At 39.8% G+C, this 16,146-nt stretch carries 9 protein-coding genes; 4 read left to right on the top strand and 5 right to left on the bottom strand.

The genetic code is table 11. The annotated features are described in order from the left end of the window. The first annotated feature begins 111 nt into the window (after window positions 1–111). A complete protein-coding gene (locus BVC89_RS10325) occupies window positions 112–1,608 on the top strand; it encodes an HD domain-containing phosphohydrolase (protein WP_086931119.1) in 1,497 nt (498 codons plus the stop codon). 261 nt (window positions 1,609–1,869) lie between these two features. Here the strand turns inward: BVC89_RS10325 and BVC89_RS10330 are convergent, their stop codons facing one another. The 3 genes from BVC89_RS10330 to BVC89_RS10340 all read right to left on the bottom strand — a co-directional run bounded on the left by BVC89_RS10330 (window position 1,870) and on the right by BVC89_RS10340 (window position 7,614). Then, on the bottom strand, window positions 1,870–3,528 hold the full coding sequence (locus tag BVC89_RS10330; RefSeq protein WP_086931120.1) for a methyl-accepting chemotaxis protein: 1,659 nt from the start codon (window positions 3,526–3,528) through the stop codon (window positions 1,870–1,872). A gap of 389 nt (window positions 3,529–3,917) precedes the next feature. Beyond that, complete coding sequence (locus tag BVC89_RS10335) at window positions 3,918–4,940, bottom strand: alpha/beta fold hydrolase (RefSeq protein WP_086931121.1); 1,023 nt, start codon at window positions 4,938–4,940, stop codon at window positions 3,918–3,920. Between the two features lie 1,990 nt (window positions 4,941–6,930). After that, the gene (locus tag BVC89_RS10340) at window positions 6,931–7,614 is read right to left on the bottom strand and encodes an HNH endonuclease (RefSeq protein ID WP_086931122.1); all 684 of its coding nucleotides are present in this window, start codon (window positions 7,612–7,614) and stop codon (window positions 6,931–6,933) included. Between the two features lie 293 nt (window positions 7,615–7,907). On the opposite strand from BVC89_RS10340, the gene BVC89_RS10345 reads away from it, so the two are divergent. Both BVC89_RS10345 and BVC89_RS10350 read left to right on the top strand, forming a co-directional pair. Then, window positions 7,908–8,201, top strand: a complete 294-nt coding sequence (locus BVC89_RS10345) for a hypothetical protein (protein ID WP_086931123.1) — start codon at window positions 7,908–7,910, stop codon at window positions 8,199–8,201. Window positions 8,202–8,346: 145 nt separating this feature from the next. Further along, window positions 8,347–8,907 carry a CBS domain-containing protein gene (locus BVC89_RS10350; protein WP_086931124.1) on the top strand — a complete coding sequence of 187 codons (561 nt, stop codon included), beginning with the start codon at window positions 8,347–8,349 and terminating at the stop codon, window positions 8,905–8,907. A 258-nt stretch (window positions 8,908–9,165) separates the two neighbouring features. Here BVC89_RS10350 and tmpT read toward each other — a convergent pair whose 3' ends face one another. Then, the gene (tmpT, locus tag BVC89_RS10355) at window positions 9,166–9,816 is read right to left on the bottom strand and encodes a thiopurine S-methyltransferase (protein WP_086931125.1); all 651 of its coding nucleotides are present in this window, start codon (window positions 9,814–9,816) and stop codon (window positions 9,166–9,168) included. Between the two features lie 129 nt (window positions 9,817–9,945). Between tmpT and BVC89_RS10360 the strand changes: the two genes are divergently transcribed. Further along, window positions 9,946–10,386 (top strand): helix-turn-helix domain-containing protein, encoded by a 441-nt coding sequence (locus tag BVC89_RS10360; protein WP_086931126.1) that lies wholly within the window; start codon window positions 9,946–9,948, stop codon window positions 10,384–10,386. A gap of 312 nt (window positions 10,387–10,698) precedes the next feature. Here BVC89_RS10360 and BVC89_RS10365 read toward each other — a convergent pair whose 3' ends face one another. After that, the gene (locus tag BVC89_RS10365; RefSeq protein WP_086931127.1) at window positions 10,699–15,963 is read right to left on the bottom strand and encodes an OTU domain-containing protein; all 5,265 of its coding nucleotides are present in this window, start codon (window positions 15,961–15,963) and stop codon (window positions 10,699–10,701) included. Window positions 15,964–16,146 lie beyond the last annotated feature (183 nt).

Raw genomic sequence — 16,146 nt, forward strand, 5'->3', positions numbered from 1 at the left:
GCAATAGAATCGTTTTCGAGTGAAAAATATGGTAGTACGTAAGTGTAAATGCTTGATATCAGGCAAATGCCTTATAGTCACACCATCTAACCAGTGGATATAGTGTGAGTTATGAGCAATTTGTCTGTAAGTGAAGAATTTATCGGTGCTATAGCATTTGCCGGAGACCTGAGCATGGGCCAACCTGTGGAACATTCGCCACGGGTAGCTGTTTTGGCAATGAAACTGGCTGGGGTAATGGCCTTGAATAAATGCTCACAGGCCGATGTCTGTCGCTTGGCTCTGCTTAGATGGGCGGGATGCACTGCTAATGCCCGTGATTTTTCCGATTTACTCGGAGATGATATTCGTGGGCGCGCCGAGTTACTGGCAAATCGTAACCCCTTCGTAGCTCATGCACCACCTGCTGCAGGTTTGTCTGATTATATGCCGTCTCTTGCGAATAAGCATTGCCAGGCGATGGCTGAAATTGCGCGTCGAGCAGGCTTTAGAGTCGAACACGATAGCACACAAAGTAGCGTTACTTCCTTGCAAAAAGCAATTGATGACTTATTTGAAAATTGGGATGGCTCAGGATATCCGCAAGGATTAAGTGGTGAGCAGATTGACTTTCGTGCTCAAGTTGTCGCAGCGGCGAGTGATCTTGAGATTTTTCATCGTCAATATGGACTTGAAAGGGCTTTGACTTTAATTTCCAGTCGCAGTGGAAAAATTTATCTACCTGCGTTAGCAGACAGTATTGTCGCCAATGCCGCTTGTTGGGTCGATGATATTACGGATTGTGACATACTCAAAATAGCCCTTGATGGTGCGGTTTTACCGGAGTCGCAAACAGCTGAGCAAGGGGCAAGTATTGACGTTATCATAGGTCTATTTTCGGATTACGCTGCATTAAAGCAGCCGCAAACAATATCTGTTTCAAGAATTGCTGCTGATCTTTGTCGGCGTGTGGCTCAGCGTCTTGGACTTAAATCAGAGTCAATTGATTTGGTTGGTCACGGTGCAATGTTGCATCGTTTAGGCTTTGTGGCTGTTTCTAATAGTGCTCTGTCTTCTCGAATAGGTGATGAAAGCTTTCGTTTAGGATCATATTGGACAGAACGCATCCTAAGCCGTGCGCCTTCGTTATCGCAACAGGCGCGCCTTGCTTCAATGGCATTTGAGCGTCTTGATGGATCTGGACAATACCGCAATCTCACCGCGCCTAGTATTAGTTTGGAAGCTCGGATTCTACAGGTGTGTGTTATATATGCTGAGTTGTCTTCTGATCTCATGACCCAAATGCAGCCAGTGCAAATACGCGATGAGATTAAGTCCTTGGCTTCAGCGGGAACTGTCGATCAACGGGTAGTCGAAGCTCTGTATAGTATCCTAGATGATCAATCCGCTAGCAAAGCAAATGCTCCAGCGCTGGCAATCAATTTGACCGCTAGAGAGCACGACGTTTTACAGCTTGTCACCCAAGGTATGTCAAATAAGGAAGTAGCGAAGAGTCTTGCTATTGCCCCCAAGACGGTTGGCACTCATTTAGATAATATATATCGCAAGCTCAAAGTTTCAGGGCGCACAGCAGCTACCATGAAAGCGCTCGAATATGGATTAATTTAAAAGTGCCTAAGGTAAGCTAAAGTTGTTTGTTGCTAATAGGATGATATTAATCAACTAAATCAGAGTCTACTGCTGTAATATAATAAACAGGGGCTGTTTTACTATTAACCTTTTCCTACCTAACATTTAGTGTTAATTGGTCAGATAGTCATTTTTAATGAGCAGTGAGTGTTTGTGCTGCTCATTAACCATTCTACATATCTCTGGACTTATTAGAATTTACTTACTTCAAATTACATTAGCTCACGATTATATGAAGATTTAAGAAGAGCTATCGACAGTAAAGTAACTAACATTTTCTTTTAAATTATTTGACAGTTGATACAAAGACTTTGTTGCCTCATTATTAGTTTGCAAAGAAGAGGTAGACTCGGCAGACATGTTATTTATTTGTTCCATTGTATTTGCTATTTCTTCAATCGAATATACTTGCTCGCCCGTAGCACTTGCAACTTTTTGAACATTAGCGAGTGAGTCTGTAGCTTGTTGTTCTATTTTTTGCAGTAGATCTGTGGTTGCCTTGGTAAGAGATAGGCCGTGTTCAACAATAGGTTGAGTTTTTTCCATTGACATAACAGATGCTGATGTCTCTTTTTGAACTTCGGCAATCATATTTTCTATTTGATTCGTTGCCTCTCCAGTACGTTGAGCAAGTTGTCTCACTTCATCAGCCACAACAGCGAAGCCTCGTCCCGATTCGCCGGCGCGTGCAGCTTCTATGGCGGCATTTAAAGCCAGCAAGTTAGTTTGCTCAGATATACCCGTAATAACATTGACAATACTGCCTATTTCTTTCGTGGTTTCTTCTAATCGCAACACCTGTGAGACAGTCTCATTAACCGTACATGAAATACGCTCCATTTCTGTCGCACTTTCATTAATTTTTTCTTTGCCTTCTTTGGCAAATGTTGTGGTTTCTTGTGAATTTTTTTCAGTTAAAGTAGCGATGTCTGAAATATTTGCCAGTCCTGACCTCATGTCTCCTAAACGTTCTTTGGTTTGAGTGGTGAGTTCTAGCTGCGACTGTGCTGCATCGTATGCGTTCTTGGAGCCATTGACTACATTCATAGTTTGTTCTGATAATTCATGAGAGGCTCCCATAATACTAGATACTGTGGTGCTGAGTTTATTGCGCATTGAGCATAACGATGCAAGCATACTGTCTGGGTACGTAGTCTTAACTTTAGTCGTGAGGTCTCCTTGAGCGATAGAAGATAGAGCGGTAGCTGCATCGAAGGGTTCTCCTCCTAATGATCTATGTAAACTTACTTCAATTAATTTGGCTACTACAATACCTATAAATATTGCAATTAAAGACAGCGTCATCATAAGTGATGAAAAGTCACCAGCAACATTGCGTGCAAGTGGCGTTGCTGTTCTATTGGCATTTTCCTGATAATCAATAAATTCATTTATAGCATCTAGCCAATCCATAAATGCGGGTCTGGCTTTATCTAATAGTAAGTCCTGAGCTAAACTTTTGTCACCATCGCGACTTGCTTGGATGATATTTAAGATTAAGGGAAGAGTGCTGTTTTGTATGGAGCTAATACGAGACAAGATGCTTTTTTCTTCCGAAGTGAAATGCGCGTCGGAGGCCATCATCTTTTCCATGTCCTGCTCTGATGTCCGATAGAATTGCTCTAAGGATTCAATTTCGCCAACATATTTATTGAGTTGGCTGGGGGTTTTTGCCAACGCTACATCGCGTATTGCAATCGCTCTATCGTGTACGCTTCCCCGAAAGTTAATAGCATAGCGTTGTTTGACTGAATTTATATCGGTAATTTCGGTGAGAGTCTCATCGATAAAGTTGACCTTGCGAATTCCCAGTACTGTTAAAATAATCATCAACAGTAAGACAAATGAGAAACCTAAATACAGTCTTATCTTGATGGATAGTTGTGTTAAAAACTCCACGCTGCTACTCCGATAGAATGAGTGAAAAAGAGTATCTAGTAGATATATGCGTCTCTTTTATATAACTATATTCAACATAGCGTAGGATGCTGATTGTTTCTATTTTTTGTTGCACTTATCTTCTTTATAGCGCCAGTATCTATACACCTCATACGCGAACAATTACTTTTAGTTATGTAAGCAGCGTGGTGATGTAGTTGTAGTAAAAAAAGCACTTCTTATGATTTCTATATACTTTATTTCTTTTCGTCTTATCCATTAAGGTCTTTTATGATTCTGAGGAATAAATCTAAGAGATAGTAACAATAGACAATACGACAATATATAGAGAAGGAAGGGTAAAGGTAGCTTCGATTTATTCTGATATTCCGATGTTAATACAATTCGGTTTAATTCGACCAAATATGAAATAATAGATCCACAGTGACCCGCAGTGATGCTTGTTCTGGTATCCAGTGGCCAATATTCTTTAATTTTTTGAAGTTGTATTCTGAAGCGATTAGGCTATCGGTTTTGTCGGCGAGTTCACCGCAAAATGCAGAGTCTTCTGTTCCCCAAACATATAGTGTAGGTACAGAAATACTACCTATTGGCTCGCTAATTAAATGACGGTCTTGTGTGTTTGCACGATACCAATTCAATGCCGCACTTAATGTTTTTTTGTTATTTAACAATGACACGTACTCATCAATAGCTACGTTGTCAATTTCATCGTTATATAGTGCGCGTAGCTTAGCGCCGTCATCCGCGAGAAGAAAATCCTCCGATTCAGGAGATGTCAACAAATCTAAGTATGATGATGCCTGGTACTGACATGAATTACTATTGTCAACATTGGTGTTGTATAGATCTATATGAGGTGCAGAAAAAATTGATAGGCTGCGAATACGACTTGGATAGCGTGCGGCTAATTGCCAGGCGAGAATTGCTCCAATATCGTGGCCTACTAGATGAAAACTATCTGCATCTAGTTTATCCACAATTTCCATCAGGTCTTTCCTAAGTTCTGATAGCTTATATGCCTCGACATCAGAAGGTCTGGCTTTAGGCGAATAACCGCGCTGAGTTGGTGCAATTGCAAAATAACCAGCTGCGCCTAAAGCCGCTAACTGATCTCTCCAGGCAAATGACGTTTGTGCAAAGCCATGTAAAAGGATAACAACCTCACCATCCACCGGGCCGGCAAACCTAACCCCGAACTCTAATTGGTTGGCCTTGATTTTTCCTTTGTATATTGAGTCAGAATACCACTGCAGCTGATTGGAATATGTTCTTTGCACTCTTGACTTAAGAGAAACTAAGGCTTTCTTATCTAGGGTGATATTTTCTATGCTGGGATGAAAAAACATACTGTGCGCTACAACTTTTATGCTACTTAAAATCAGTATTGTAAAAAGTAGAGACTTAGTCATAGAAATATCTCCATAATAAGGCTTATTAAATCGATATGATTGAAAGATATTTTTGCGTTGTGGCTCATCCAGGTGGTATTGTTGCTTATTACGTATAAATACATATGATCGCGAAAGTATATACTTTTTTATAATAAATCAATAAATATATATTCGTATAGAAATATTGTCAGGTATTCACTATTTAATCACTTCTGGCTTTCTCACATGTCGATTAATTATCGAGATTGAAACCGATTGTAAACTCCGAAAAATTTTGGTTTGCCTTATAGTTCAAATTTAAAAAAGTGCAATTTAATTGTTAGATTTCATTAATCATCAAATTATCGATATTTTCCGTCACAAAAAATTACATAATACAGTTAGCGACAAAATAAAATGCAAAGAATGAAATTTGAGGATATACATATTGTAATTATTTGATGGGAATATATTCGTAGCTAATCATTTAAACAAGTAACATTCTGTAAGGGATTGTAACAATATTAGAATGGCGTCCAGATATCGGTTTAAGCTCGTGATTTTGTACTACTATATATTGTTTGTATTTTATTGTTGTGGTATCTCCCAAAGGGATGTTAAGTAACGTTAATTTTTCGTACTTGTATCAGCCAATAAAATTATTAAAAACTATGTTTTAAGTATTTTTCGCTGAGTTGTTTATTAGTATCTTCATGAGTTAGTTACAAATTATACTGCTTCAAATTGTGATATTTTGCAAGTCATTGGATAAAGCTCATTTTCGAATAAATTAGAACATTAGCATTATCGAGATCTTGATCGGAAATTACTAAAATTAAGTATTTATTTCTTGTTGATTTTTTGATAAAGGTTGAGTTTTCAGCATTTATGTCTTTTTCAATGAAATATTGGCATTCTTTGTAACCTATATAATATTAATGTAATAAATCGCCTTTAGTCTTATATAAGACCATATTTAGTGTGTATGTGTTGCAGGTTAAAAAATATACTTTGATTTTCTGTAGCGCCGTATTTGTTCGTGGCCTATATGCTTAGAAAGCTTTCGTTGTTCTCTGTTGTAGTATTACCATCGTAGTTTAAGTTCGATAATATTCGTTCTCTTAATTATTATTTTATAGTCTGTCTGAGAAAGCTAGGCGAAAATCTGGAGGAGTAAAAACGTTTCAGTTGATCATTATTGATCGATATTAGTTAGTTTTAGAAAAGTTAGCACCACTTCGTTTTACAGCTAAGTTATTAGAAGTGTGATATAAAGTTTTGCGATACTCCTGATATGACTGTTGTAGAGAAAATTTAAACCTCAACTGAGTTGGTAACTTTTTCGCTTTCTTAATTTTTCTTAATGTTCTCACTGCTATCTCGTAAGGTTCACTTCTAAAAAATAAACTATCAATTTCTATTGTGGATTATAAATATGCTGTATGGAATGGGTTGTTTGTATCAAAGCAATTACTGATCGATTTATTCGTTAAGATAACAAAATCTTGCTCTACGTTATTCTAAAATCGTTGTGATTATATTTATCACGAATATAGACCCTAAAACATTCTCTGTGTTAAGTATAAAAGTTTCAGGTGCACGAAAAGTGATGGTATTCGGCTGATATTTATTGGTAAGTTGAACGCTAAAGATGATATCTACTAAGTGTCTGCTTAAACAAAGTTTGTGCCAGAAGTAAAGCTGCAGTGACTAGCATGTTTATAGGTGTAAACTGCTTGTTCTGCTAATGAGTACTTGGGGGAGTGGAGAAACTCTGCCTTAATCCTTTTATCTAAAGTAATGGTGTTTGGTATATTTTTAATGCAGAGTGTGTATGTAATGTTCAGTCTGCTTGTTGCTGTTGATCAATACTTATTCATTGTGCTCGTCCACAGCTGGGAAAATCCTTATATTATTTGGTTGCAAGAGCTATGCGAGTGCTTTTACAGTGTAAGAAGGTATTAGCTCTTTGCTCTTACTCGATAATAAATGGGCTAGGGCCAACAGGCCCTAAGTTGATTTTAAATACTTAAGATCGACAGGCGTTTATCTGTTTCTGGAAGACTCTTTTTTCGTTAGATCTCATTTGTAAATCTGGATATTTCTTCAAAACCTTGTTCCACATATTAATATAATTGCAGCGAAAAGATGGATTTGGAGGCATCCATTCATTTGGCCCTTTGGCACCTTTAGATTGATTGAGCCCGTCGTCCACTGCTAATAAATTAATAGGGTCATTAGCAAATTCTTCTTTTAGTTTTTTTGACCAAGTTGCTCCACCATGGTCATTTGCCCATTTTAAAGGAATAATATGATCTGTATCTAAGTCGCTAGCTTGAGTCAACTGTTTTCCGCTAAAAGGATCATGCCAGAGTCCTTTAACCACTGAGCAACCATCAGCTGATAATTCTACTTTACCTTGTGCTTGTGCTTGTAGGATCTCATGTCTAGTATTCATGCAGTCCCCATCAAAATCAGACCAATGTTTCCAGTGCTTGCGATGGTAAATCACTGAGAATGCGCGGTTCTCTTTTCTTGCATCCTGGGTTGCATTGAGCACCTGCCGCCTAGTTTTACGGCAGCTATCACGATGACAATGATACTCGCCGTTGCTTTTGTTTACATGACCGCCGTTTTTATCGACACCACCAGGATGTGCACCGGCCCAACATGCGTTGAGTGATACAATAATAATCAATGCCTTAAATTTCATAGCTTTTTCTTTTAAATACTTTGGAGTTGAATAACTGTGCTGAGATTGCACTCATAATGCTTAACAAGCGATGAACATCATATCAAAATGTCAACAAAATTAATGTGTTACATTATTTTATCTGCTTAATTTGTGAACTAATTAATGGCCAGCATTAGTTTGTCAGCTAATAATCTAGTGTGTTGCTTGCTTTATTTTTTAGTTAATTAGGTTTAGGATATTCGCGTGACTATGAAACTTGGCTCAGCCTCTAATGTCATAGTGTGTAAGTTCTTGCTTTATTAGGCTTAACGATGTCTAAATTGTTAATATTTCTATCGTTTCTTTTACTGCTATCCACAGGTTATGGTTCCAGTGTAGGTAGTAGTGCTTTTGAAAAAAATATTGATGTATTCTCGTGGTTTGAGCAGGAAAACGAAAATGCTGATTGTTCTTCTGATGCCGATGCTGATACGTATATATTTGCTGACATTAGAAATAATATCAGCCGCTATCAGGCTCACCTTTCTTATATAAATTCGGCTATTTATTCTCATCTCCTTACTACTTATTTCTCTATTAGAGCACCTCCTTACATCTTTTTGTAACACGATTTCGCGTTTTATTTTTTGTGATACTTAATGTGTTATTTAAATATTTATTGTAAAAACATATTGAGATAAACGGCACGGTTACTTGATTTTTTTCAAAGGTAAAGCTGTGCAAAAATGAAAAATGTTTTGGAGTGTTAAAATGAATCCTCTCGAACTATATGAACTTGATACTATTGATCATCTTATTAATGACGAACATAGCAGCAGGCTAAATTTAGATTCTTCGGCACTGGAAATATTCACCGATTTTTCAAAGGTCGAGCCTTTAGTCATTGACAGTAACGCTAAAGCGGTTGATGTCGAAGATCTGATAAAAAAAACACAGGTTAAATTAAATGTTGTACTTGATAGCAGTGATGAGTTTGTTGGCTTACTAAGTTATGACAATCTATCATCACAAAGAATAATACAACTAGTTGCCTCCGGTGTCCCTAGAAATGAGATACGGGTAGCTGATGTGATGATAGAACGGAATACAATCAAAGCGCTAGACTATGAGCAACTCGTCTATACTAATATTGGTAGTGTAGTAGATACTTTACAAAAGAACGGCTTACAACATTGCCTTGTTATTGATGTGGAACAGCGTTCTATTCGAGGTATCATATCGTCGAGTGAAATAGCCAGAAAGCTTCACTTAAGTATTCCTATATTTAAACAGCCATCGTTTGTGGACATCTTCCATGCCATTCGCCATTGACAGTATGGCTTAAGTACTGAGTATTAGTGCTATGTATAAATGGATATAAATTTATTGCTAATACTGTTGGCTATCAGGATAAAAACCGGCAACTAAAATTTCTATTATTTGCCGGTTTAAAGCTTTTCAATAGATTGTGTACCTGGCGTAGTTAAGACTTAGGAAACTGAAATTTCCACTATTACTATTACCGTTGAGCTTCCTCTATGCTACTGAAAGCTATAAGGTGTGAATCTTGCCCAAAAAATATTTTTTCCCCTAATCCTTTGTTCCGATTTTTGTCAATATGCGTACACACTCATCAACAGCAAACTGATCTTTTAGTTTATAAGGTGTCACGACTTTGTCTACTAACTTTATATTGTAGTGTTTTTTATAATGGCTCTGTATTTCCGTCTCTGTAATCGAGAAGGGTGGGCCATTTAGTAAACTTTGGTCGTAATCAAAGCTGATAAGCAATTGCGGGGCTGCTTGAGTGATGTGGATTAGGTGTATTGCGTATTGTTCACGGGTCTCTTCGGGTAGCGCCACTAGGGAAGCTCTATCATAAATACCATCGACTTTCGCTAGCAGCTGAGGTGTCAGTTTAAATACATCTCCAACAAAAATATCAATATCTTTTGCACTGTAGTGCTTAAGATCTGGGACATCAGATATTTGCGGTGTCAATTGAAGGTCATCAAATAGTTGTTGAATTGCCATTTCATTGATTTCCACACCAACAACGTTATAGCCTTGCGATAAAAGCCAATGAATATCGACGGTTTTACCGCACAAGGGCACAAAAATACGGCTACCTACAGATAGATCAAGCGCCTCAAAATGCTTTACTAGCATAGTGTTAGCTTTGCCTTCATGAAAGGCGATATCGTTTTTCTCCCATTTGGTATGCCAAAAGTCTGCATCCATAAGTATTCTCTCATGTTGTGTTGTGTCTTTATGATAGATGTGCGATAGCGTATCTATACTGACACTGTTGATCGATGACGTTTGAATAAGATAGCATACAACTTGAAGTCGACTTTAAGTCAAGTGCATATGATACAGTCAAAAACGTTAGATATTGGTACGGTTGCCAAATATTCGGGGTTGCCAAGCGCCACTTTGCGTTTCTATGAAGAAAAGGGGCTAATTAAGTCAACTGGGCGTAAAGGCTTACGCCGCTTGTTTGATGCCCAAGTTTTAGAACGCTTAGCATTGATTTCTCTTGGTCGCAGTGCTGGTTTTTCTTTACAGGAAATAGCCGGTATGTTGACCGTGGATGGAACGAATATTGACCGGCAGCAGTTGTCTGAGAAGGCCGATGAGCTCGATAAGCACATTCGAAAACTGACTGGTATACGTGATGGGCTTCGCCATGCGGCCAAATGCTCAGCACCTAGCCATTTAGAGTGTCCCACCTTCCAGCGTCTACTTCGTATTGCTGTTAAACAGCGCACACCTAAAAAGAATAAAGTATTTAATAAGAAATTATCTTAGGCTCTGTAGTAAGAGAATTAATATTTTAATGTATCTCTGCTACTTGCTTATTATTTTATTAAAGCGTGTTATTAGCGAGTTTTCTCATACGTGCTCCCAATTTATCCAATAGTATAAACCTGAGAGCTATCTATGCCCTGTTGGCACTAATGGAAATACCTCTGTAGAAAAATAAACTCAGCCGCGTGTCAATAGACACGCGCGAGTTCCTTAAAACCAAGCTGTTTCGCACAACGGCGCTGTGTTTTAAGGGACGATATATTTAGCCGCCAGACTAATAGTAGTGTCCACAAGCCCTAGTCTAAACGATGACTATCTCCTTCTTCTTGCTGGATCTCTTTCTATGTGATCCGCTGCCCTATTGGAAGACCCTGCAGGCAGAGGCACCTCCTTAGCAATCAACCCTTCTTCGGTATAGTCGATGGGGTTATTCAGTAGCTCTTGCATCTTCTTAGGATCATCTAGAATTGCTTGTGCCTCTGCTTGCGTAAGTGGGCGCTGAATAGTATCTACCGGTTCTTGTGGTGGTGCAGCGAATAAACCATTCACATGTTCTACTTGCTCCGTATCGTGCATCATCCGATGACTGTTGTTCTGGAAAATAACATCATTAAGCGATGCTGAAAATGATAGTACTTTCAAATAATTAAACAGCATTTGCTGACCTTCAGGATCGTTCTGATAAAAATCTTTGCGCTGTTCCATTGATGCGGACTTTAACCATTGTTGGCGAGTCTGTGCTATCGGCTGGCCGTTGTCGTCTTTGTGCTGTATCTCGGCGGGCACGGGCTTTGATAATAAACCATCGATTTCAGAGATATTAGGGAAGGGCTGCTCGTACGACTGCCAGTGTTTATAGGCGTCCTGTATTAATCCTTCATCGTAACGAGCAATCGCGTAACCGAAGAAGCCAGAGCGATCGATATACTTTTTATCAGTAGATAAATCTAGAGGTTGCCCTTTACTGTTGTGTAATTGATCTTCAGATACGGGTGTTGCCATACCTTCATCGTTCAATACAGGGTGTTTTAAGCTTTGTTGACCATCAACTGATCCTTCTACGAAGCCTGCGTTTCTAAATTTAGATAGGATCGCAGACATGTGGTCGTATTGTTTGTCACCCAATATTCCTTCTGCAAAACGGTTATCCATACGATCAATAAAGTCAAATACTGGGCCACCTTCTTGCTGACTTGCGGCTATGAAATCTGCCACTTTTTTCATATCGATGTCATGGTCTTTAAAGATTTTTTCGCCAATGATAGCCATTGCACCCACATCATTTCCATAAGTAAAACCGTCAAGAGTATAGTCATTTTTACCTTGGGTTCTGCCGATACCTAAATTAACTTTAATAGGTAAGGGGGTGGGAACTGCGCCGCTTAAATTTACTCCTACACTTCGTTCTTCCTTGGTGGCAGTGGAGCGATAAGCTGTAAACTCGCGAGCTCTTTTTATAGGATCATCGGGTTTTGCTGTGTAAGCTTGTGTTTTTTTCCTTGTTTGTAAATAATCGATTTCTTGTTTGCTGGTCGCCAATTGTAAAGCTGCTTCTCTTAACTTACCCTTTAGCGTGTCTGCCTTTCTAAAATCTCGGAATGGGCCGGTTAGTTTTTGATGGGTGGTTACGGTATTGCGTGTGATACCTGTTTGACCTGGATCTGTCACGGTATCTGGCAGTGTGGTAGTGGTTTTACTTTGATTCACATTGAAGCCAGTCCCCGGAGAATTAGCCGATAAAATAGCGCCTGCACCATCATCTGCAATGCCTGAAACACTGTATTCACCTCCGTGCCTACCATGGAATACTCTTGCTTCTGCATTTAAGCTGGTGGTGACTGCATGAGAAAAGTTCGGTGCCACAACTTGTCGCACATAGGTAGCGCGATTAGACATTTCTTTTCTGTTCCAGGGCATAGCTTGATCATTAATAGATCCTAATAGGCTATCGGCAGCTTCTGTTAACATGGCTTTTTGCTGCGGGTTTTCAGCTCGTTCATTGGCCATCAATTTTATTGCGCCACCGGCTGCGGAAAATCCACCTAATATTGCAACGGATGTATCTTGGAAACGCTGATAATTTTCGGTATACCCTTTTTTAGTAGCAACTTGTAATTCACTTATATTGCTCTCATCAATTGAAGGTAGCTGTGCGCCGAAATTATTATTAATTCGCTCGATTGCTGCTTGCACTTGCGGTAGTTGTTTTTGGCGAATTGAGTTATGAGGTTGGAGATAGAATTGATCAATAAGGTTAACGTCTTTTTGAAAGTCGTTATAGCGTTGGGTTAACTGTTGACTATTGATGTTTCTTATTTTGGGGCCTCCTTCGCCAAAGGAGTCGGTTATTGCCTTAAAATAATCTGCAGTGTTTTCAAAACCCATCGCATTAGCAATGGGTTTTGCTATTGTTTTATCTGCTGAGCTTGCTTGAGAAAAATATTCTTGCACATACTGCATGGAACGCCTGGGCGATAAATTCAAGCCGGGACTGAACATCTCATGGGGTAGCTTGGCGGAACGTACAATTCGGCTAGTATTGGCGACACTGTATGAACCTCCTATTCCAGCCTTTGCGCCCACTTTAAACTTCGGAATAAAGGGTATGCTTCCTGTCGCGTCTGCTGTTGCGCTTCCTTTAACTGATCCACGGCCCTCCCAAGTCTCTCTTTGATACTCTTTACTCTCCCATAGAGGGGAGGGTAGTAGCTGTGACATAACGCCTTTTGTCTCATGTCCATCTGCCACGGTACTTCTTTTCAGCTCTGGTGAGGTAAATGTCTCAGCCAGCGGTCCCTTGCCTTTGCGGTCATATATAGTTTCTACATTATTGCCAAATAAAGCGCGAAAACCATCTGCTATTTGATCGTCGTTGTTGTAACCCAGCTTTAGAGTAACTTCTGATACCTTGTTTAGTTTACGAGTCCCGAAGGCATCATCAATACCTGTGAATTTCGCAAGTAGTCCAATGCGGCTACCGGCCGCCTGTCCATTTAACAATTTAGGTGCGTGATGCGAACCAAAAACGGTTGCCGGTGTTGAACCCAAAGCGACTGATCCTGTTTGCTTTGTATAACTTACACTACCATCCGCTGTTAATCCAAGATTGATTTCTCCAAGTGCACCCTGTACGGCCTTGGTCTTGAAAGCAACGCCTCCATCAATACCAAATTTATGAGATGAGTTTGTAACGTTTGCTGAAAATAGATTGGCGTCATTAGCGCGAACCACATACGCTACTTTTTTGCGTGCACCTGTGTATGCCCCTTTTATTGACGCTCGCAGTCCATGGGGGCGTACACTTTCACCATCTTCAGATAGTGTTGCCCTGCCAAATTTCCTTAAATCCCAACCTGCTGATACGCCAACAGTTCCCTTGGTGTTAGAGCTACGTTCCAGTGCGGGAGTTGGCGCCGTCCCTTTACGCTCGCGAGCATGTAAAGGAAGACGGTCTTCAAACTCTAGTCTTCCTTTTAAGAATATACCCGATTCTTTAGCAGATTCATGAGTTTGTGAAGCCAAGTGAGATGTATCTCGCAAGACCGTGAGAGCTTCGGTCGTCTCTTTATTGAGATTCCCCTTTGCTAATTGACCATCTGCGTACTCTGCGAGCTTGGTATAACCTCTCATAATGTTTTCGTTTGCTTCAATTCCTTTTCCAACCAGCTCGGACTCAGTAAGTGATGGACTCAATGTGCTTTTTATTGCGTCCAGTTTTGTTTGGACATCGTTGACAATATTATTGATTTCTTGTGATTGCCAGGCTTTAGCATTTACTCCTTTTCCTGCAGAGCTGAACATGCTCATTGCGCTTGCCGCATCATCGATAATATCTTTCATTATCGCAGGCTTTTCGACACCAACTTCTTGCCGTGACAAGATTCCAGCTAAGGATCTGTGCAATTGATGAGAGTCGATTTTAAAGTTAGGGTGATCTAATTTATGGCTAATCTTGCCCATAAGCTCACGTGACTCTTCTGTTACCCCCGTATCACCTGTTTTTGCTTCAAGCTCGGTTGTCATCCTGCTATACATTAAGTGCATACTTCGCATTGTTCCCAGCCTTCCTTCTCTGTGCTTAATGCCAAGGTTTTTGTAGGTATTATCACCTAGATCATTTTCTATCTGATGTTTTTGTTCACGCAGTTTTTTTTGTACCGCATTATTTTTACGGCCACCTTTATCTATTTGTTGGGTTACCTCGCTGTAGCGGTCCAGCATGTCTTGGAACTTTTGAAGCCCTTGATGCAGCTGAGCTGGGCTTGCATCTTTAAGATTGACTCCGTTCATTAGCTTATCTTTCATAAATGGCTCATATTTTTCCGTTGCTCTAACCAGTGGACTGTTATGAGCTTCGAATTCTTCTTTAGTGGGACGAGCTGCTTCTGAAGAGGGGCCCTGAACTGGGCGAGTAGTATCACTCTTTACACTGGTTGAAACTGCCGACATATCTTTCTTGAGTTGTTCTGCATTATGTCGAAAATTTGGTTTTTGTAGCTTTGAAGACAGTTGCTCCATCGTGTCTGTTAAGCTTGCATCGATGCTTTCACCTTGCTGTTGGCGCTGATTCACCTCAGCTTTAATTCGCGCATTAATTAAATTAATTGCTTTAAGTGCGTCTTGACGCTTCCCCCTGCGTGTCACACCGAAATTCTTTTGACCTCCTGCGCCCAGTTCATTTTCCACTTCATGTTTGGTTTGGCGCGCTTGTGTCAAGGGGTTTGACTGTCTATTTAAACGTTGGGTGAATCTGTTTTTCTTATCGCTTGAATCTATTTGTGTGACTGCACTATCATACCGATCAAATAGTGTCTCCAATTTTTTTAATGCTCCCTGCAATTCGCCTAGATTAGCCTCACTGAGGGCCGTGTTACTGAGCAACTTGTTTTCGATAAAAGGTAAATATGCCTTGGTTGCCTCAGGCAAAGAAATAGATGAATTGGCTTGTGTTGACTTGCCAGCAGCTGCAGGAGTAGGAGAGTGGCGATACGCCTTAGGCTCGAGCAAGTCATAGTGCTCATGACCTTCTCTAGTTTTTCCTTGAAGGAAAAGAATAGGTGACTGTGTTTGTCCTGTAGCGGGGCGACGATCTTCTCCAGGCAAATCTTTATTATGCGCGGGAATTGCTTCTTTTAGGTTATATTGACCATCACTTTCTTCTAGAACATGTATCTCTCTACCTAGTGCTTGAGCAGCGATATACAGAAGTAGGTCACCTTGATCGTTATTCCAATGCCCCTTAGGCGATAACAACTGATCAAGTGCAGTTACACCATCATTACCTTCGAAAAATGGATTCGTTGATAGCTCTGCTCGATTCTCATTTACATAGGCTCTAAGAAAATTTTTTAAGCCCTTGACAGCTTGCTGATCTGAATTATTGCCTAAAGCTTCATTGAGACCATGATAAATACAATTATCATCAGCAGGCATTTTGTTGACATTGAAGTCTGATTTAGGTAATGGTTTCCGCGTTTGCGTAGAGTCTGCTTTGGGTTGGTTGTTGGAAGGAGTCGCCTGTTGGCGATTAAACCTACCTAGACTTTTAAAGGGATTGTGAGAGATATTATTGAACACGACGCACACTTCCTACATTAGTTAATAAATGATTGATGGATATTGCTAATACTCGCCACTACTAGTGTTTACATTGATATCTTTTCTTGCTAGGAAATATCATAAGTCTTGAAATCCTTATAATAGTCTTCTCCCTTTTCACTGTTTTAAATATTTATCTATCACCTCTATTAACAGATTAAT

The sequence above is a fragment of the Agarilytica rhodophyticola genome, assembly GCF_002157225.2.
GTDB classification, from domain to species: domain Bacteria; phylum Pseudomonadota; class Gammaproteobacteria; order Pseudomonadales; family Cellvibrionaceae; genus Agarilytica; species Agarilytica rhodophyticola.